General features: G+C 41.5%; 19 protein-coding genes and 1 pseudogene. 10 read left to right on the top strand and 10 right to left on the bottom strand.

What is annotated here, in order from left to right; all coding sequences use genetic code 11:
• On the top strand, positions 1-201 hold a 201-nt coding region (locus tag C7B70_RS27630; RefSeq protein ID WP_233220865.1), incomplete at its 5' end, for a hypothetical protein.
• Between the two features lie 27 nt (positions 202-228).
• Here the strand turns inward: C7B70_RS27630 and C7B70_RS28715 are convergent.
• Both C7B70_RS28715 and C7B70_RS09175 read right to left on the bottom strand, forming a co-directional pair.
• Positions 229-420, bottom strand: a pseudogene (locus tag C7B70_RS28715) (IS1 family transposase); the annotation flags it as partial.
• A 65-nt stretch (positions 421-485) separates the two neighbouring features.
• Entirely contained in the window at positions 486-1,064 is a 579-nt protein-coding gene (locus C7B70_RS09175; protein WP_106368754.1) for a hypothetical protein, read from the bottom strand.
• A gap of 142 nt (positions 1,065-1,206) precedes the next feature.
• Here C7B70_RS09175 and C7B70_RS09180 point away from each other — a divergent pair, with 142 nt between their 5' ends.
• Entirely contained in the window at positions 1,207-1,638 is a 432-nt protein-coding gene (locus tag C7B70_RS09180; protein ID WP_106368755.1) for a hypothetical protein, read from the top strand.
• Positions 1,639-1,747: 109 nt separating this feature from the next.
• Here C7B70_RS09180 and C7B70_RS09185 read toward each other — a convergent pair whose 3' ends face one another.
• The 3 genes from C7B70_RS09185 to upp form a co-directional block, all read right to left on the bottom strand.
• A complete protein-coding gene (locus C7B70_RS09185) occupies positions 1,748-2,020 on the bottom strand; it encodes a YggT family protein (RefSeq protein ID WP_106368756.1) in 273 nt (90 codons plus the stop codon).
• A 105-nt stretch (positions 2,021-2,125) separates the two neighbouring features.
• A complete protein-coding gene (locus tag C7B70_RS09190; protein WP_106368757.1) occupies positions 2,126-2,470 on the bottom strand; it encodes a hypothetical protein in 345 nt (114 codons plus the stop codon).
• 63 nt (positions 2,471-2,533) lie between these two features.
• Entirely contained in the window at positions 2,534-3,184 is a 651-nt protein-coding gene (upp, locus tag C7B70_RS09195; protein ID WP_106368758.1) for a uracil phosphoribosyltransferase, read from the bottom strand.
• A gap of 314 nt (positions 3,185-3,498) precedes the next feature.
• Here upp and crtH point away from each other — a divergent pair, with 314 nt between their 5' ends.
• Both crtH and C7B70_RS09205 read left to right on the top strand, forming a co-directional pair.
• Complete coding sequence (gene crtH / locus C7B70_RS09200; protein ID WP_106368759.1) at positions 3,499-4,995, top strand: carotenoid isomerase; 1,497 nt, start codon at positions 3,499-3,501, stop codon at positions 4,993-4,995.
• A 40-nt stretch (positions 4,996-5,035) separates the two neighbouring features.
• On the top strand, positions 5,036-5,923 hold the full coding sequence (locus C7B70_RS09205) for an alpha/beta fold hydrolase (protein ID WP_106368760.1): 888 nt from the start codon (positions 5,036-5,038) through the stop codon (positions 5,921-5,923).
• A 58-nt stretch (positions 5,924-5,981) separates the two neighbouring features.
• On the opposite strand, the gene C7B70_RS09210 is transcribed toward C7B70_RS09205, so the two are convergent.
• The 4 genes from C7B70_RS09210 to C7B70_RS09225 form a co-directional block, all read right to left on the bottom strand.
• Positions 5,982-6,173, bottom strand: coding sequence for a hypothetical protein (locus tag C7B70_RS09210; protein WP_106368761.1), 192 nt, complete (start codon positions 6,171-6,173; stop codon positions 5,982-5,984).
• Between the two features lie 350 nt (positions 6,174-6,523).
• The gene (locus C7B70_RS09215; RefSeq protein WP_106368762.1) at positions 6,524-8,248 is read right to left on the bottom strand and encodes a DUF262 domain-containing protein; all 1,725 of its coding nucleotides are present in this window, start codon (positions 8,246-8,248) and stop codon (positions 6,524-6,526) included.
• Between the two features lie 179 nt (positions 8,249-8,427).
• Positions 8,428-12,243: a cobaltochelatase subunit CobN gene (gene cobN, locus C7B70_RS09220; protein ID WP_106368763.1), complete on the bottom strand. Its 3,816-nt coding sequence runs from the start codon at positions 12,241-12,243 to the stop codon at positions 8,428-8,430.
• Positions 12,244-12,264: 21 nt separating this feature from the next.
• Positions 12,265-14,178, bottom strand: coding sequence for an acetate--CoA ligase family protein (locus C7B70_RS09225; RefSeq protein WP_106368764.1), 1,914 nt, complete (start codon positions 14,176-14,178; stop codon positions 12,265-12,267).
• A 109-nt stretch (positions 14,179-14,287) separates the two neighbouring features.
• On the opposite strand from C7B70_RS09225, the gene C7B70_RS09230 reads away from it, so the two are divergent.
• The 6 genes from C7B70_RS09230 to C7B70_RS09255 all read left to right on the top strand — a co-directional run bounded on the left by C7B70_RS09230 (position 14,288) and on the right by C7B70_RS09255 (position 18,246).
• Positions 14,288-14,509: a hypothetical protein gene (locus C7B70_RS09230; RefSeq protein ID WP_106368765.1), complete on the top strand. Its 222-nt coding sequence runs from the start codon at positions 14,288-14,290 to the stop codon at positions 14,507-14,509.
• Positions 14,510-14,715: 206 nt separating this feature from the next.
• A complete protein-coding gene (locus C7B70_RS09235) occupies positions 14,716-15,558 on the top strand; it encodes a cyanophycinase (protein ID WP_106368766.1) in 843 nt (280 codons plus the stop codon).
• A 139-nt stretch (positions 15,559-15,697) separates the two neighbouring features.
• On the top strand, positions 15,698-16,444 hold the full coding sequence (locus C7B70_RS09240) for a pyridoxine 5'-phosphate synthase (RefSeq protein WP_106368767.1): 747 nt from the start codon (positions 15,698-15,700) through the stop codon (positions 16,442-16,444).
• Between the two features lie 119 nt (positions 16,445-16,563).
• Positions 16,564-16,875 carry a DUF1778 domain-containing protein gene (locus C7B70_RS09245; protein ID WP_106368768.1) on the top strand — a complete coding sequence of 104 codons (312 nt, stop codon included), beginning with the start codon at positions 16,564-16,566 and terminating at the stop codon, positions 16,873-16,875.
• A 12-nt stretch (positions 16,876-16,887) separates the two neighbouring features.
• Entirely contained in the window at positions 16,888-17,436 is a 549-nt protein-coding gene (locus tag C7B70_RS09250; RefSeq protein ID WP_106368769.1) for a GNAT family N-acetyltransferase, read from the top strand.
• A 96-nt stretch (positions 17,437-17,532) separates the two neighbouring features.
• Positions 17,533-18,246, top strand: coding sequence for an N-acetylmannosamine-6-phosphate 2-epimerase (locus tag C7B70_RS09255; RefSeq protein ID WP_106368770.1), 714 nt, complete (start codon positions 17,533-17,535; stop codon positions 18,244-18,246).
• Here the strand turns inward: C7B70_RS09255 and C7B70_RS09260 are convergent.
• Complete coding sequence (locus C7B70_RS09260) at positions 18,243-19,079, bottom strand: hypothetical protein (RefSeq protein WP_106368771.1); 837 nt, start codon at positions 19,077-19,079, stop codon at positions 18,243-18,245. The two genes, C7B70_RS09255 and C7B70_RS09260, sit on opposite strands and share 4 nt — an antisense overlap.
• Positions 19,080-19,163: the final 84 nt, after the last annotated feature.

Here is a 19,163-nt window from a genome sequence, read left to right on the forward strand (position 1 = left end):
TCGCTTGAGCCAGACTTATTGCAATCCAGCAGTCCCCTCGCTCGACTTCCTCAAAGGCACACTGTTTCTGTTTTTTTGGACTACTGGCCACATCTCGTCAGCCACCACCTCATCGGTATCAACAGATTGAATCTCTTGATTATGCATCATCTGCCCCTTGATGGCGGCTCGCTGCACGAGACTTGCGACAGTGTTGAATGAGCGCCCTGAGATGCGAGCAATGCCTCGGAGACTGCTACCTTCACTATGGGATTGCAGGATAGTGTGGACTTCTTCAGGACACAGTTGGCTTCGATAGTAAAGGGTATCGAGGGTATCAGTAAAAGTATGGTTACATTTAGAGCATTTAAATCGTTGATGACCTTTGGGTGTACACCCATGTTTATGAGCCTTAAGATGACCGCAAAATGGGCATTCCATAGGTTTATAACTCAATTATAAGGGTTGTTGTTATCCTACCCCACACTTCTTTAATTCACAACCGATTATTCTACCCAACGCCAATTGTAACGATTCCAGTTATAAGCCCCTTGAATTTGGTACTCAGCACCGTTACTAAAACGAATTGTACAACTTGTTTCATCTACAGCAATTACCGTACAGGAGAACCATTGCCGACTACAAGAGCCAGTTTCTTGCACCCATTCCCATAAGCCGTTAGATACTTCAATGCGATCGCCTAGTTTCAGTTTTAAAACTTCTTGGGCATATTTAGCAATGTGTCTGGGTTTGATACGATTAAGCCACTCAAAGCCGTAAACTTCCCGAATAAACTGTATTGCTCCCGAATCGCGCCCTTGCAGCCAATCATTTAGTAGCTGGGCTTTCCAAGAGAGATTTTGTTGCTCTTGAACTTGAATATATTGCCAAAAGCTCTGACGTTGCTCTGAGGAAAGTTCATCTAAAGGATTATTTGATCCATTATCAGCCAATACTTTTTGTTCTATCAATTCCTCTATTACTTGCAGCATGATTTGTTTTTGCTCCTCACTTAAAGGGCAAAAATTGTAATCGCAACGGCTAAAAGCAGCTTTTAGGGCGGCTTCAAGATCGGCTGGGTTCATAGCTAACTTGCGCTTTGGCACTTGATTACATTATGACAAAACTTTAATAATAATGATTGCCCCCAAAGTAGGGTAATTTTTTCCTAGTGCGATCGCGTGGTAAGCTCAAAGAGTTGCCTTTAAAGATTTTTTGGTGCAGTGTATGCGGTTAAAATCCCTATTTGTTGTCGCCTTAACTATGCTACTAGGGATAATTTCTTGGGTATATACCCCTTCAGCAAGTGCGCTAACTCAAATCAAATTAACAGATGTTGGTTACAAAGAATGTCCGCCAGAGCTTGCTATGGGAGCGGTTACTAGCGGTGCAACCAACGCGGCTAATTGCTTTATTGTGACTGGGAAAGCTGAAAATAATTCTGGTAAGTCTGTTTTTGACGCTGATGTGTTTGGGCGCATTTACGATGCTAATAATGATTCGGTAATGCAAAACCGCACTAGACTAGGTTCGATTACTGAAATACCTGCGGGTCTAAGCGAGTTTAACATGAGAATTTCTGTACCCGCCAATCAGCCCTTACCTTTGCAACTCAAGCAGTTCAAAGCCGCAGGTTTTAGCGGACAAGTTAGAAGATAGGAATTGGGAATCGGTCATTGGGAACCGGGAATCGGTTAATTACCCATTACCCATTACCCATTACCCATTACCCATTTTTAGTTTATGGAGGCGTAAATCTTACTTGCCTCTACACAAGCGCGGGGATTCCTGCCACAAAACCACCTAACAACTGAAGAATGATAATTGCCAACATTGGCGACAAATCCATCCCACCAAGGGGCGGAATAATTGACCGAAATAAGTTGAGGTAAGGGTCGGTAAGCTGGGCTAAAGTCGCAAAGGGCTGGTCATAAAAACTAATATTGGGAAACCAAGTTAACAAAATGCGAACAAATAATAAACCCGTGTAAATGGTGATAAAAGTAGACAGTGTACTAGCCAGGAGCGCGATTGAAGACATAATTTAGCAAGTGGTAAGTTTTAAAAGTAATACAGGTTTGATTTTAATTTAGCTGATTTCCACGGATTTTTGATCGGGCAATAGTCAGAGTTAACCAGACAACGATTATTCCCCTAAAGTAGTACGTTCTAAATTGGCTTTAGGTGGATTGCCATTAACATTGCCTAAGTTTAGGCGTACTTCGTCAATGGTTTCGTTTAGTTGAGCAATCTTGTCTTCTAAAGAGCGCCGCGCGACTTCTATGGTTTGCTCGGAGGAAGCTTTAAGCGGTCGGCGTTTTGACCTTGAGTTATTGCCATCAACTAAGTTAGATTTGCGCAGGGTTTCGGTATTGCTGTCCGCTTCATTCAGAACTCTGGAAGCAAGTAGAGCGCCAATTACACCACCAACGACACCGCCTACAACTGTCCCAGCTATAAAGCCCCCTGTAAATCCATCGCGCTGATTCATATACTTACTTCCTGCAAAAATGACTCGTTCTAAATACAAACTATTTTACCGAAAGGTTGCTATTCAAGTGCCAAAAGTGCGATCGCCCGCATCTCCCAATCCTGGCACAATAAACCCTTGATCGTTTAATCCTTCGTCAATGGCCGCACTATAAATAATTAAACTTGGATAAGCAACGCTGAGTTTTTGCAAAGCTGGGGGAGCAGCTATAACCGAAATAACTCGCACCAAAGCCGGATCTACTCCTCTATCTACTAATTGTTCCATTGCTGCCATAATTGAGCCTCCCGTCGCCAGCATAGGTTCAGGAATCAATACTCTAGTTTCTGGAGCAAACTGCTCGGGTAATTTGTTGAGATAGCAGCTAGGCGTAAGGGTTTTTTCATCTCGCACTAATCCTAAATGATAAATTGAGGCTAAAGGTAACAATGTCTGCGCCCCTTCTAGCAACGATAACCCGGCTCGTAAAATTGGTACTACTGCAATCGGAATCGTATAATCAATTGTTGTCGCCTCGCAAGGTGCTAAGGGAGTTTGGACAATGGTGTCTTCTGTCGGCAACCAGTCGCGGATTGCTTCGTAAGTCAGCCAGCGCCCTAACTCGGTCATTGCACTTCTAAACAATACTGACGGCGTAGCCTCATCGCGGGCAACTCCTAGCCAGTGTTTGATTAAAGGATGGGGGGGGACGTAAATACGCAGTTGCAGCGTCATAGCTAGGGGTAGCACTTCTCTAAATGCCTCATCATAGTATCCTTGCGGTCAATCTGAAAAAAAAGTCAGTTTTGTGAGGTTGGTTTTTGCTGCTAGTTGAAAATAATTTGCAACAGCTATTGACACAGATTCTCAATCAAGCTTATAGTAATTTTCAGTGTTCTCCTCTCTTTAAGGATCGGCAGATGGGATAGGTCGGCTCAATCCGCCTACCCATCCTGTTTTTTTTTGCAATAGTTTTAGGAGCCAAAAAGCGCTAAACTGTATATCCAGCAAGCGCGAGAATTTTATCTAGAACTCTTAAACATTGACTTATGCCTACTGCCAAAACTTTATTTGATGCGATCGTGATTGGTTCTGGTATTGGGGGCTTAGTTACGGCTACTCAGTTGGCGGCTAAGGGCGCTAAAGTGCTAGTTCTAGAAAGCTATCTCATTCCTGGGGGAAGTGCGGGGTATTTTGACCGCGAAGGCTACCGTTTTGATGTCGGCGCGTCAATGATTTTTGGTTTTGGCACATCTGGCACTACTAACCTACTTACTAAGGCGTTAGAGGCGGTTAATGTTAGCTTAGAAACCATCCCCGACCCGGTGCAGATTCACTATCATTTACCAAACAATTTGAAGGTAAAAGTTCATCGTGATTATGAGAAATTTTTGCAAGAACTGACCGCTTATTTTCCTCACGAAAAGCAGGGTATCCGCCAATTTTATGATGAGTGCTGGAATGTCTTTAATTGTCTCAATCGGATGGATTTACTTTCGTTAGAAGAACCAAGATATTTAACGCGGGTATTTTTTCAGCATCCTTTAGCTTGCTTGGGTTTAGTGAAGTATTTGCCCCAAAATGCTGGAGATGTGGCGCGAAAGTATATTAAAGACCCGTTGTTATTGAAGTTTATTGATATAGAGTGCTACATCTGGTCGGTAGTTCCCGCAGACTTGACACCGATGATTAATGCGGGGATGGTGTTTTCTGACCGACATTATGGCGGGATTAATTACCCTAAAGGTGGTGTCGGTCAAATTGCCCAAAAATTAGTAGATGGGCTAGAAAAAGCTGGGGGCGAAATTAAGTACCAAGCTAGAGTTACAAAAATTGTGACCGAAAACAATCGCGCTGTCGGCGTGCAGTTGGCTTCCGGGGAAGTTTATCGGGCAAAAAGGATAGTTTCTAACTCGACACGCTGGGATACTTTCGAGAAGTTGCTACCAAAAGCAGAAATGCCAGCTTCTGAGAAAAAATGGCAGCAGCGCTACCAAAAATCTCCGAGTTTTTTAAATATGCACTTGGGTGTAAAAGCGCAATTGTTGCCTGTCGGTACAGAATGCCATCATATTTTGGTGGAAAATTGGGACAAGATGGAGGAGACTATCTTTGTCTCGATTCCAACTTTACTAGACCCCGATTTAGCCCCGGCGGGTCATCATATTATTCATACTTTTACCCCAAACTGGGTAGAAGATTGGCAAGGACTTTCTCAGTACGAGTACGAACAAAAGAAAGAAGCGGCGGCGGAGAAACTAATTAAGCGTTTAGAGCAGATTTTTCCGGGTTTAGATGCGGCTTTGGATTATATGGAAGTGGGAACGCCTCGCACTCACAGGCGGTTTTTAAATCGACAAGATGGCACTTACGGCCCTATTCCCCGGCGGAAGTTGATGGGATTATTGGGTATGCCGTTCAACCGGACATCGATACCTGGGCTTTATTGCGTGGGCGATAGTACGTTTCCCGGACAGGGGTTGAATGCTGTAGCTTTTTCGGGCTTTGCTTGTGCTCATCGGGTGGCAGTAGATTTGGGACTTTAATCTACAATTAGAGTAGTTACAAATATTAATAAAATTTATCGTGATAACTGAGCAACAGGTAATTGGCGTTTTTGACAAACTAACTTGGGACTGGAAAGGTTATAAGATTGGCTATACAGTCATGGGTACGGGACAACCTTTAGTGCTAATTCATGGCTTCGGTGCTTCTATCGGACACTGGCGCAAAAATATTCCTGTATTAGCTGCGGCTGGATACCAAGTATTTGCGATAGATTTACTGGGGTTTGGAAGCTCTGATAAGCCGCCTTTAAACTACACAATGGAAGTGTGGGAAGAATTAGTTAAAGATTTTTGGACGGCGCATATTCAGCAACAGGCGGTATTTGTGGGCAATTCTATCGGCGGATTATTAAGCTTGATGGTAGTTGCCAATCATCCAGAAATTGCGGCGGGTGCAGTTTTGATTAATTGTGCGGGAGGACTTAGCCACCGTCCCCACGAACTAAATCCGCCTTTGAGGCTTGTAATGGGAGCATTTAATCGCCTGCTTCGTTCTAAAATTACTGGCAAAGTTTTGTTTAATAGAGTGCGGCAAAAGGGGCAAATTAGGCGGAGTTTAATGCAAGTGTACCGCGATCGCACGGCTGTTACCGATGAGCTTGTAGACCTGCTGTATCAACCCTCTTGCGACGCAGGGGCGCAACAGGTTTTTGTTTCTATTTTAACTGCACCTCCAGGGCCAACCCCGGCTCAGTTATTGCCTAAAGTAAAGTGTCCGTTGTTGGTAATTTGGGGAGAAGCTGACCCCTGGACTCCGATTAATGGTGCGAAGATTTATCAAGACTTGAGCGCCACTGGTCAACCTGTGCAAGTGAAGCCTATTGCCAATGCTGGTCACTGTCCCCACGACGAAGCCCCAGATAAAGTAAATCCGCTAATTATTGATTGGTTGGCGGAGATAGGGTAATTTTTGCTTTCATTCGACGCTGAGATCAGAGTAAAAATTAGTGATCGCATCATATTTTTCAATAATACCCTGCTTTGAACTCGGCGATCGCTTCCTCTGCCAAAGCATCCAACTTGCCATCTGCGATATCTTTCTCTAACTGTTCATCCCAATGCTGATAATCTACGTCAAAGAGCCATTGTCTAAGTCGCTGAAACTCCTCTGATGGAAGTGTGAGAATAGCTGCTTCAATTTGCTCAAGGGTTGACATAGCGGCTTATATCATTGCTTTACTACTGGTACTAATTATACAATACCTGCTCAATACGACTAGACTTCAAGAGCGATCGCACCTCGGTTTGAATTGCGAGACTTTGCAGTTTATATAGGTAAATGCGATCGCAAATATTCGCTATTTATTGTCCTCACGGTAAAGTAAATCCGTTGATTATTGATTAGTTGGCGGAAACGGTGCGATTTTAGCGCCTAGATCCCTTGCGGTAGCGCAAATAAAGATATTTTGAATAATCGTGTATTTTTTCGCCCAAAACCAAGATTTATGAAGTTGAAGCCAACCTCTCTATCTTAAGGTTGGCTTTGACCTGCAATAGCTTATTTAACTTATAAACACCAAATTTCATAATAAGCTTTATGAGCCATTGATTCACCTCGCTCTTTAATTTCCTTTTCACTCCACTGATTGGCACTTATTAAATCAACATCAAGCGGATATTTTTTATTTTTCAAAATATCAATTTTCTTCCTAAAGTCTAAATCTTTTAAGTCCTCACCGTTGGTTATTTTATCTACTAATATTAAATTTCCTATATTACCAACTATTGCTTCGTCTCCTTTTGATTGAGGTAGTAAATGTTCAATACTGGCAGAAATATAATCAATTGGTAGCCCATTTATATTTTCACCTATAAGTTTTTCCAGTATATATTGAATAATTTTTTTGTCTCTTTGTTTATTTTTTGTGTATATTAAGTCCATAAAATCAACATTAAATTCATCAAAGCTAGGCAGTTTTTCTTGAAGCTTTCTTGATAATTCATTAATAATTGACTGAATTTTATCTAGACTATCAGTTTTAGATAGGTCTTGAGCAATTTTGGAATATAATGGTGCAATTGAACCAGAGGATCTTTGAGAAGTGATTGCATTGAAAATAAAATGAAAACATTCTATTTTCCATAGAAGCTTACGCACTATTCTTAAAGTTATTTTTCCTTCTCTATATGCCCTAATAATAGATAAAATCATTGAGGTTTGTTGTTTGACATTAAAAAGACGTAATGCTTTTAAAGATTTTTGAATACTGTTTTTTTCTTCAGGGTTCCATTGATGGTTCTCTGGAGACACAATAGAAACATAATACTCTGAATTTTTTTGAAGTTCTAATAATAATAGATGAGATTTGTTCTCAGATTCGTTGCTACTAGAAGAACTAATATGCTTTTTAATTTCACCAAATAATTGTTTTTGAGTAGTATCACCATATTTAGAAAGCCAATGATGATATAAAAAACTTTCTACAATATTTTTATCTAATCCATTATCATCAAATTTTTCTAATATCCCATTCCATATAACTTTATATGTGTCTAAATTAATATTAGAAGCCCTTAACTTCTGTAATAATAAATTTTTTACTAAATCTTGTGTAGTAAGGTCTTTCCCTCTAGTATTAAGAGTTTCAAAAATTAAATAAGCATCATCTTCATTATCTAATTGAATAAAGACTAATTTTAATGAAAGAATTTTATTTCTTATGTTTTTTAGGCTATCTATAATTTGATTTTTTCGTTCTTGAAACAAGGAATTAGAACAATCATTTTTATCATACTTAGGAATTATATCATAAATCTTTTTATTAATTAATTCAAATGCGGATTTTAAATTTTGTTCTTCATTCCCTACATTACATTTTATATCTACTTTTTTAAAACTTTGTATGTATCCTTGTAAATAAGGAAACGAGGTTTCTGCATTCAAAATATATTCATTTATATTATCTATGTTTGCTTTTTCAATATATTGATGTACTCCTTTAGCTAAGTTTTCATCTTCATAATCAAGAAAAGCATTTCTTATAGCAGCCAGCATTAATGTAATAGTTGTCAATCTTTGTTGTCCATCAACTATTCCATAATACGGTTTTTCTGTTTGATAAACAACCATTGAGCCTATAAAATAGTGTTTGTAATCTCTTATGACAATATCTTCCCAAAAATTAATAACCTCCTCCTCCATCCATGAATAAGGTCGTTGAAATCTTGGTATTTTAAAGTAACCTAGAGCGAAAATATCTTGAACTTCTTTGTCGTTAGCTTCTATTTTCATTGACTTTATGACCTGTATTGATAGAAAGATTAACTAATCTAGTCGTATTAAGCTAGTAAATTTTAGCAGAAAAAATTGAATTAAAGATTAGCTAAAACGTCTTAGAGGCAGTAGAAAATATCTTCTTGGACGTGCAAACAATAAAGGTTTTTACGATAGATATCATCCCATATCCTTATTTATTTAGGACTGACGTTCTCCTCAACGATCGCCTCTGCTTGATGAACCAAACTTCGTAATTTATCGACCATTTGAGCATCAACACCTTGCCACAACCCCCGTTGATGCGCCTCTAACAACCGTTCTGCCATATCTCGCAACGCCCAAGGGTTCTTATTTTGCACAAAATCCTGCACTGCGGGATCGAATAAATAAGCATCCGCGACACCTTGATACATATAATCTTCAACGCAACGGGTTGTAGCATCGTAAGCAAACAAATAATCTACCGTCGCCGCCATTTCAAACGCACCTTTGTAGCCGTGACGCATTACCCCGCTAATCCACTTAGGATTGACGACGCGAGAACGATACACTCTGGCGATTTCTTCCTTTAGTTGACGGACGCGCGGATTAGCTGCAATGGAATTATCACCAAAATAAGTTTGAGGATTTTTGCCTGTTAGCGATCGCACCGCCGCCGTTAAGCCGCCTTGAAACTGATAATAATCATCCGAATCTAACAAATCGTGTTCGCGGTTATCTTGATTGTGCAATACAATTTGCATTGATTTGAGCCTTTGTTCAAAAGCTTCTGGCGCTGCGCGACCTTCTTTTTTGCCGGAGTATGCGTAACAACTCCAGTTGATGTATGCACGGGCTAAATCGCTGTCATCATTCCAGTTTTGCGCCTCAATCAAGCCTTGCAAACCCGCACCATAAGCCCCAGGTTTAGAACCAAAAACTCGGTAATGAGCGTTTATTTGCGCTTGTTCTAAGCTTTTACCCGATGCTAACCATGTCTGCACTTCACTTTTTACTTTTGCTGCTATGGGGTTTTGATCATCTGCTTCTTCTAGCGCCGCTACTTTTGTAACCGCCGCATCAAATAAATCGATTAAATTGGGAAAAGCATCGCGGAAAAAGCCAGAAATCCGCAGAGTTACATCTACGCGGGGGCGACCTAAAACTGATAATGGCAAAATTTCAAAGTCTACCACTCGCCGCGAAACTCCATCCCATACAGGCTGTACTCCAAGTAATGCCAACGCTTCCGCAATATCATCGCCTCCCGTCCGCATAGTCGAAGTTCCCCAAACAGATAAGCCCAAAGTTTGAGGATATTCGCCGTTTTCTTGGGTATAGCGTTCAATTAATACCTCTGCCGCCTTCTTGCCAATACTCCAGGCTGTTTCCGTCGGAATACCGCGAATATCTACCGAATAGAAATTACGCCCCGTTGGTAATACTTCTGGACGACCCCGCGTAGGCGCACCGGAAGCGCCGCTAGGAATGTAGCCGCCATCAAGTCCATGCAATAAGTTAATAATTTCTCGGTCGGTTTGTTGCAATGCTGGAATTAAGCGGAGTTTTACCCAATCCATCAGAGGATTAGTTGTTTCTAGATTGGCGATCGCCCTTGGCGCTACCCCTTGGGTAATCGCCCTTGGCGCTACCCCTTGGGTAATCGCCCTTGGCGCTACCCCTTGGGTAATCGCCCTTGGCGCTACCCCCTGGGTAATCGCATTTTCAACTAAACTAGCTGCATATTCTTCAATAACTTCTACCGCATCTCCTACTGTGCGACAAGAGTAATTTTTTTCAGTCAGGATTTGCTGACTAATCGCTGATAACGAAAGTCCCAAATCAGTAGTCAAAGGGGCAAAATCTAAACCCCAATCTGTTGCGATCGCTGAAGTTAAACCAATTCGTCCATTACTAGGTTGACGAGAAATTGCCACTATCAAGTCGCGTAGTTGTACTCCTTGGGGACATTGCCCAAAAATATGCAATCCATCCCGAATTTGGGCTTCTTTGAGTTCGCACAAATAGCTGTCTAGATAATTCAAAATTGAGGATATTTCTGTAGAAGTATCCACAGCTAAGTTTTCTTGGGTAACTAATTGCATAATGCGATCGCGTAAAATTGGAACTCGCACCGGATCTAAACCTTGCGCCTCATAATATTCATCAACCAAGCCCTCTAATTGCTGCAAACCCCCATAAAGTTCGGCGCGAGTCATGGGCGGCGTGAGATGGTCTAAAATTACCGCTTGGGCGCGTCGTTTAGCCTGCGATCCCTCTCCCGGATCGTTGACAATAAATGGGTAAAAATGCGGCATCGCACCTATTGCTACTTCTGGGTAACATTCGTTTGATAAAGCTATACTCTTACCAGGCAACCATTCCAAATTGCCATGTTTACCCACACTCACTATCGCATTAGCGCCAAATACCTCGCGCACCCAATAGTAAAAAGCTAGATAATCGTGGGTAGGTTCCAAATCTGGCGCGTGATAATTCAAACTAGGGTCTTTGTCGTAACCTCGTGATGGCTGAATCCCTACAAACACATTACCCAACTGCACCCCAGCAATTGCAAAGTTATCTTTTGCGTCACCCCAGCGATCGCAGATTCCTTTTTTTACTGCTGCTGGTAAACTTGCAAAATACTCCTCATACTCTGCGCCGCCTAAAGATTGCCTAACTTTTCTCAACTCGCGTCCTTCGGGATCGTTAGTTACTCCAGACACCAATAGTTGCATCAATTCGTCACTACTGGCGGGTAAATCTTTCACCTCGTAACCCGCCGCCTGCAAAGCTTTGAGAATTTCAATACAACTAGCGGGAGTATCCAAACCTACGCCATTAGCCAGCCTACCATCACGGTTAGGATAATTTGCCAAAATCAGCGCAATTCGTCGTTCTCGGGGTGGGGAGTTACGCAGACTTACCCATTTTGCTGCTAAATCTGCAACAAAATCAATGCGATCGCCTTTTGGTTGATAAACAACTACATCTGTTTCTAAATCGGGATTTTGCGCTTCTACTCCTTTAAAAGAAATTGCTCTAGTAATAATTCTCCCGTCTACTTCGGGTAATGCGACATTCATTGCTAAATCGCGGGGTGAAAGTCCTTGCAACTGCGATTCCCAACTTTGGGCCGTACCGCTACTAAAAATTGCCTGTAATACCGGGATATCTAGCTTTTCCCATAAATCTAGCTGCGGCGTTTCCGTCTCCAATCGCGCCAAAGAAAAGCTAGTTGTATTGAGAAGTAAATCAACTCCTTGTAAATACTCTAATAATTCCCCTTGTACTTCTAAGTCGCGCAAAGAAGATACAAATACAGGGATTGCTTGTAAATTCCTAGCCGTCAAAGCTTGACAAAGTGCCTCAATGGGGATTGTATTTCCGGCTAAATAATGAGCGCGGTAGAATAAAATGCCAACTCTTGGCGCATCCGTAATCGAAGTATAAGGATATAAGCCTATGCGGGGAACGTTTTGGGGCGGTGGTGGATTGTAGGGAGAATTATTTAGAGTGCGATTACCCAGGGGGTAGCGCCAAAGGCGATCGCAAACAAACTGCAAAGCGTGGATAATATTCTCAACTCCACCCTCAGTAAAATAACGCCACAACTGATTGACAGTAGCTAAAGCAACGGTAGAATAGTTAATTAATTCAGGATCGGTGCGATCGTCTCCAGGAATAACAATTAAAGCTGCACCTGTTTTTTGTACAGTTTCCTGTACTACTTCTAAACCGTAACTCCAATAAGCCCTTCCCCCCAAGAGGCGCAAAATAATAACTTGCGCTTTTTCTAAAACTTCTTCCGCATAAGTATCAATAGTTAACTGTTGTTGCAATTGTAAGAGATTGGCAACCCGCAAGGCTGGAAAACCTACAGGTAACTTACTTACGGCGGCGGCAATTGTTTGAATATCTGTATCCGCCGCCGTTAATAATACTATAGGAGCAGGAGTTTGTTCTAAAAAGATGACTCCCTCCGCTTGGGGGTTCCATCCTCCCGGTGTGGCGCTAATCCGATGCACGATGTTTTTTGCAATGAAGACCTACAAAATCGTAGCAATTTCTTTGAGATAGACGCGAGAAAATGGCTCATTTTCCCCAAGATCGTATTGTTCAATCAAACCTTGGCGTTTAATAGAGATACTATTGCTCTCTTTTGTTACCAAAATTGCCTCCTCAGCCATGTTTCGCGCCAACATCATCTCGGTTTCGGTGGGATTATCCAAAATTACGATGTTGCTACCCGTGTAAAACATCCCTTCTCTTTCGAGAATATTTCCTTGATACTCAGCAATTAGTAAGTCAAGCTTAGGATTGCGTAACAAATTCTGTACGTTGCTGTTGTAGTCTTTATTCAGATTCTTTTCAGCACGATTGATAGATACTCTCTCTTTACAAACAGCACCAATTGTCCAGTCAGGATGTTGTAAAAGAATATAGTCAATAATTGCCTCTAACTCCTCCACAGCAATGTTATTGAAAGTAATTAAGGGAATTTTGGCATCGCTATCAGAAGCAAAAAATGTCTCCAAAATCCGCGATGGAACATCTACACTTTCTCCCGTAGCAGGGTTGAGGTGCATAAAAATACCCGGTGCTGAATTTATCTCCAAAATCCCAAAACCGCCATCTTTCCAGGAGTTCGATAAGGATTGTGCGATCGCATCTATCCCTAAACAAGTTAACCTAAAATGCTGGGCGATATCTTGCGCCAACACAATATTATCAGGATGCACCGATGAAGTTGCATCCATACTCACCCCACCCGCAGACAAATTAGCAACTTTACGCAGATATACAGTCTGTCCTTTTTCAATGACGCTATCTAAACTCCAACCTTGTTCTTCTAAATACAACTCCATCGCCTCATCGCGTTGAATTTTACTCAAAGCCGAAGTTGGCGTATCTCTACGAGCTTTGGTGCGATTTTCTCGCTCAATTAGTTCATCAATACTCAGTCTTCCATCACCTTCCACCCAAGCAGGACGGCGCTCGGTAGCAGCAACAAACCGACCATTGACGCATAGCAACCGAAAATCTGCCCCCGAAACACTTTTTTCGACAATTACCCGCGTCGGTTGGTCGTCAGGAATCGCCTTAATAGCCCGTGAAAAAGCCGCCTTCAATTCTTCCGCGTCTTGTACATCCGCCGTCACCCCAATACCTTTATGACCGACTACAGGCTTCACTGCGACAGGGTAGCCGATACTTTTAGCTACAGAAATTGCTTCGTCACGAGTTAAAACAATACTTCCTGTAGGGATGGGAAAGCCCAAAGTATTTAAAAAAGCCTTGCAATCATCTTTACGAGTAGTAAAGTCTGAATCTATATGACTATCGCTGTCAAAAGTTGTAGCTATACCACGAACTTGCTTTTTGCCATAGCCGTATTGCATCAACCCTTCATCCCACAGATAAAAAGTAGGAATACTTTTAAAGGCGGCGGTACGTAACAAAGCATAAACTGTTGGGCCACCGTAAGCACTTCGCCTAAACATATCTTGAATTACTCTAATCTGCTCGTCAAAGACAATTTTCTGCTTTTGAGTCATCGCCTCAAACCAGTCCCACACAAAGTACACAACCGATTTACTTGTCCGCGCGTGGAGCGATTGCACCGCAATAATTGCTTCGTCTTCCCCTTGTTTGCAACTCCACTTATCCAAATGCAAACCCATGTCTAGCTGTCCAACTTCTGCAACCGTCCGGGCGAATAACTGCGCGTAGGAGTTGTAACCACCTTCAACATTGAGCATCTGCGGATAAAATTCGCCAATTATTTGTAAATATTCCTCAATTTCTAACGGTTCTTCGTACCCTGTTAGCGTAAAGTTAAATACCAATGCTCCCGTTTCCAAATAAGGGTTTGCTCCCTGGTAGTGCTTGATATTAAAAATGTCGAATGCGTCAGATTTTCTCGCATTGACGCGAATCTCCATGTTACGAGATTGAACCATAAAAAACTCCTTTTAGCTAAATGCGCTCTCTTGAAAATATAACTTTTGAAAGGTGTAAGGCATCACGCTTTTGGTTAACAATATACAAAACACTTTAGAAAATCCATTTATGAGACAGCCAAATATATCTCAAAAGGAAGCTGAACTCAGAGATGAAATTAAAGAACTTGCCCAAAAAGCTTTTCATCTTAAGTTAATAGCTGGTTATGGAGATGGGTCAGATGACCATGAATATCAAATTGTATATGAAGGCAAACCCAGACATCTACCTTTAGAAAGAGCTAAAGAGTTTCTCAACGGTTTAATTGAGCGGAGTCTTTTGGTTGAATAGTTTTTAACACAACTGCTTTTAAATTTAGTTCTAGCAAAGATGGATAGTACCCATCTTTTTTATTGAGCGCCAAAAACCTTATTCCTGATTCTTCAATCTTCAAACCGCAAAGTCACAATTTTCTGTATAGATATCTACCGAACAGTAGTTTTATTAGCAGATTTCTTCATGATTTATTAGAAATAGTCACAAAAGCTTGAAGGGATATTGTCGTGAGTGAAAGCAGTGGACAGCTATTAATTATTGGTGGTGCGGAAGACAAAGAGGGAGATTGTAAAATCTTGCGCGAATTTGTGCGTCGTGCTGGGGGAGTAAATGCGCGAATTGTGGTAATGACCGTAGCGACCGAAATGCCTAGAGAAGTAGGAGAGAACTATATTAGAGTATTTGAGCGCTTAGGAGCGGAGGATATTCGTATAGTTGACACTGTGCAACGAGAAGATGCAAGCTCATCTACTTACTTAGAAGCAGTAAACAAAGCTACAGGGATATTTTTTACTGGCGGCGATCAATCTCGAATCACCAGTATACTCAAAGACACCGAAATTGACGCGGCGATTCAAAAACGCTACCAAGAAGGGATAATAGTTGCGGGGACAAGTGCAGGTGCAGCGATGATGCCTGATGTGATGATCGTTGAAGGCGATTCGGAAACAAATCCGCGCGTCAATGTTGTAGAAATGGCTCCTGGTATGGGTTTTTTGCCTGGAATAGTCGTAGATCAACATTTTCTCCAGCGTGGGCGTTTGGGGCGCTTACTTTCGGCGCTAGCACAGCAACCTGCCGTCTTAGGAATTGGGATTGATGAAAATACTTCTGTATTAGTACAGAATAATAAACTGCAAGTAGTTGGCGAAGGTGCAGTAACAGTTGTAGATGTGGCGGACATAATTCACACTAATATTGGTGAAATCCTCAAAGATGAAGCTTTAGCAATTTGTGGAGCTAAGTTACACATTCTCCCCGATGGTTATAAGTTCGATTTGACTTCACGCAAGCCAATGGTTGAGGATCTTGTCGAAAGAGAAGTAGCAACAATTAACGCCTAAATTGCTGGGTAAGATTTGGGGCGTTAAAATACTATTTTGAACGCCCTAACTATATCTATTTTTTGGGTTTTAGCAGCTTTTAATTATGGTACTTCCTCTGATTGATAGAATACACAGGAAACATTTTATCAACTTTTAAATGACTAACCTAAGCGTCAATCTCAATCGGATTGCTCTATTGAGAAATTCTCGGAATATAGGCATACCAAGCGTAACCGTAAGCGCGAGAACAGTCTTATTAGCAGGAGCTTATGGCATCACCGTACATCCTCGTCCTGATTTGCGCCATATCCGACCTGATGATGTAGATGATTTAGCGCAGTTACTCGCTGATGAATTTAGCGGTGCTGAATACAATATTGAGGGCAATCCGTTTCATCCCCCATTTATGGAAATTGTGTGTCGGATTGAGCCTACACAGTGTACGTTAGTCCCTGATTTACCCGATGCGTTTACTTCAGACTGTGGATGGAATCTTGTGGAGGACGGAGAACGTCTAATTCCGATTATCCAAGAACTTAAAGCGCATCAAATTCGTGTCAGCTTATTTATGGATGCTGTTCCTCATCAAATGGCATTAGCTAAAAAGATTGGGGCTGATAGAGTTGAATTATATACCGAGCCTTACGCAACGGCATTTCGTGAAGGACGGGTAGAGACTGTATTTAATGACTATGCTCAAGCGGCTAAAGCGGCTCAAAGTGAAGGATTGGGCGTTAATGCAGGACACGACTTGAATTTAGAAAATCTCAGCAAATTCTGCTTAATTTCTAATATTCTAGAGGTTTCAATCGGTCATGCTCTAATAGCTGAAGCTCTAGAAAGGGGACTTTCTAACACCGTCAAAGCTTATTTAAATATTTTGGCTCAAACTTCAGCACAGTAAGGATGTTCTCAAGTTTAACACTTCATTTTTGTTTGCTCTCTAGCTGATTGAGAGTAAAAATGTACGGCTACAGCGCGTACTATATGTAATAATATTCCTAGGCACGGAATTTTTACATCATGAGTACGGAACTGAATACAGATTCAACCAGAGTCAATAAAATTAGAAAAAATGCGCGGTTAGAAGCTCGTGTAACTGAGGAGCAAAAGCACCTGATGGAAAGGGCTGCTTTTTTGCGCGGACAGAATTTGACTGAATTTATGGTTGCAGTTCTGGCGGAGACTTCTATGCAAATCATCAAAGATTGCGAACTTCTCCAATTAACCGATCGCGATCGCCAAGCTTTTGTCGATGCTTTGTTAAATCCCCCCGCACCTAGCGATCGCGCTTATGCTGATGCTCAATGGTATGAGCAAATGATGAATAAATAATCACTCCTATTAGTGTTAAACCCAAAATCCGTTAATTTTTGTATAGAACCACTCGAAAAACACCACGATAGAGCAACTTTTAGCTGCGGTAACGAACAACTAGATCGGTATTTTCACTTTGCAGCTACCCAAGATCAAAAAAGAAATATTGCTATTCCCTACGTTATTTTTGACCGAGAACGTCAAAAAATAATTGGCTACTATACTTTGTCTACTACTGGCATAAATCTTGAACAATTACCCCAAAGCATTGTAAAAAAATTGCCCAAGTATCCGATAGTTGGCACGGTTTTTATTGGGAGATTAGCGGTGGCTGACGATTACAGGGGATTTGGTTGGGGAAAGTTGTTAATTATGGACGCTTTATACCGTAGTCTCAGAGTTAGTCAAACGACTGGTTGTTTTGCAGTGGTAGTAGATGCGATTGACGATGAAGCAGTGAGGTTTTATCAAAGATTTGAGTTTCAAATTTTTCCTGACCAGCCACATAAGCTATTCCGTACCATGACAAATATTGCTCAAACTTTTGATTCCCTGCAAAAAAAGTCCCAGGGAACTTAAATTATTTTTACTAAAACCCATTAAACTACCAACGCGCGATTGCACTTACTGCCTATATGCTATTTAGTAAACCAAAAGCTGCTAAAACCTATCTTTATGACCGTTGATTTTACTAAAGTTATTGAGCCTTTACGTCATGGCTTAATTGTCTCTTGTCAAGCGCCTGCAAATTCGCCATTGTATGAACCTAGTGTAATTGCCGCGATCGCCCAAGCCTCCATAAACCAAGGTGCAGTGGCTATTAGAATCGATACCCCCGCCCACGTTCAAGCCGTAAAACAACGCTGCAATGCCCCCACAATTGGGCTGTGGAAGCAAATAATATCTGGGTATGATGTGTACATTACGCCGCAATTTCATCATGCAGAGGCGGTTTCTCAAGCGGGTGCAGATATCATTGCAATTGATGCTACATCTAGAGATCGTCCCCAAGGTGAAACTATTACGAGTTTAATTGCTCAGATTCATGAACTAGGTAAACCTGTAATGGCGGACGTAGATACTATAGATAATGCGATCGCAGCATTAAAAGCGGGTGCAGACATCATCGGGACTACTTTGTACGGCTACACCAGCCAAACCCAAGGTTTAACACCTCCAGGCTTTGAATTATTGAGTCAAATAGTCAAGCTAAATATCCCTGCAATCTGTGAAGGTGGCGTTTCTGCTCCACAAATGGCGCGTCAAGCTTTAGACTTAGGAGCTTACGCTGTAGTTGTAGGTACAGCGATTACGGGAATAGATTTGCAAGTTAAGGCGTATAGAGACGCGATTACCCAGGGGGTAGCGCCAAGGGCGATCGCAAATTAACTTGCTACCCGTTTAAACACAATCATATTTGTCCCTACTACAGGACTCCGTGCTAACAAAGTTTTTTGTAAGTCGGTAATTTCCAGGTGTGTAAAATCTAGTTGTTGCGCCTCATTTAGTAGCTTTTGGGCTAATTTATCTTGCTCTGATTGTCCCAGATTATACCAATCGTCTTTAACTTGAATTACTAAACTACCACCAGCAAAATTAGCTTGAACTGATTGAATTAAGCCGTCGGAAATGCTATCGCCCTCTTGGGTTATTTGCTCCTGAATTGATGCAATCAAGCTTTGTTCTGGTGTGAGTTCTACTTTGAGAGTCGGTTCGACTTCTTCAGGTATTGGGGTAACTTCTATTTCAGGAGTCGGAGTAACTTCTATTTTCGGTGTGGGGATAACTTCTGTTGGTTTACTTTCCTCTGCTGGTGCGATTAATTCTGGAGGATCAGTTACAGTTGCTTCTGGTTCAGGAGTCGTTACAACGGGTACAGGTTCCGGCGGAATAATCGCTACTTGTGGCGGATGAGAAAATAAAGTAGTTGTCCATACTACAACTGCTAATAATCCCGCAATAATACTCGTTAAGCCTAAATCAGATAACTTTTCTGATAGATTTGTTGGGAGCAAAAAGCGGATTGGTGCTAGTATTGCCTTCCAAAACTGCTGAAATTGAGCAAAATTATTTGCTGAGTCTACAGGTGGTGAAGATTCAATCCGGGCGATCGCATTTTCCGACACCTGAATTATTCCCCGTAAAAGTTTGACACTTTGCGTCTGTAAACCTGACGGACTTTGTTGTTTTGGCGGCGGTGAACTTGACCTATCTTGGGACATCGAATTTACCTAAACACAGTAAATAGGCTAAATTTTTACGAGTGCGGTGATTTTGGACAAACAATACTTTTAGCCCTAATTTAT

Origin of the sequence: Chlorogloea sp. CCALA 695, from assembly GCF_003003885.1 — a bacterium.
Lineage (GTDB): Bacteria > Cyanobacteriota > Cyanobacteriia > Cyanobacteriales > Chroococcidiopsidaceae > Aliterella.

Coding starts and splice junctions, on each gene's coding strand:
- C7B70_RS09180 (WP_106368755.1), top strand. CDS start 1,207: ATGCGGTTAAAATCCCTATTTGTTGTCGCCTTAACTATGCTACTAGGG.
- C7B70_RS09240 (WP_106368767.1), top strand. CDS start 15,698: ATGACTAACCTAAGCGTCAATCTCAATCGGATTGCTCTATTGAGAAAT.
- C7B70_RS09215 (WP_106368762.1), bottom strand. CDS start 8,248: ATGAAAATAGAAGCTAACGACAAAGAAGTTCAAGATATTTTCGCTCTA.
- C7B70_RS09175 (WP_106368754.1), bottom strand. CDS start 1,064: ATGAACCCAGCCGATCTTGAAGCCGCCCTAAAAGCTGCTTTTAGCCGT.
- C7B70_RS09255 (WP_106368770.1), top strand. CDS start 17,533: ATGACCGTTGATTTTACTAAAGTTATTGAGCCTTTACGTCATGGCTTA.
- C7B70_RS09210 (WP_106368761.1), bottom strand. CDS start 6,173: ATGTCAACCCTTGAGCAAATTGAAGCAGCTATTCTCACACTTCCATCA.
- C7B70_RS09225 (WP_106368764.1), bottom strand. CDS start 14,178: ATGGTTCAATCTCGTAACATGGAGATTCGCGTCAATGCGAGAAAATCT.
- crtH (WP_106368759.1), top strand. CDS start 3,499: ATGCCTACTGCCAAAACTTTATTTGATGCGATCGTGATTGGTTCTGGT.
- C7B70_RS09190 (WP_106368757.1), bottom strand. CDS start 2,470: ATGAATCAGCGCGATGGATTTACAGGGGGCTTTATAGCTGGGACAGTT.
- C7B70_RS09185 (WP_106368756.1), bottom strand. CDS start 2,020: ATGTCTTCAATCGCGCTCCTGGCTAGTACACTGTCTACTTTTATCACC.
- C7B70_RS09245 (WP_106368768.1), top strand. CDS start 16,564: ATGAGTACGGAACTGAATACAGATTCAACCAGAGTCAATAAAATTAGA.
- C7B70_RS09230 (WP_106368765.1), top strand. CDS start 14,288: ATGAGACAGCCAAATATATCTCAAAAGGAAGCTGAACTCAGAGATGAA.
- C7B70_RS09260 (WP_106368771.1), bottom strand. CDS start 19,079: ATGTCCCAAGATAGGTCAAGTTCACCGCCGCCAAAACAACAAAGTCCG.
- upp (WP_106368758.1), bottom strand. CDS start 3,184: ATGACGCTGCAACTGCGTATTTACGTCCCCCCCCATCCTTTAATCAAA.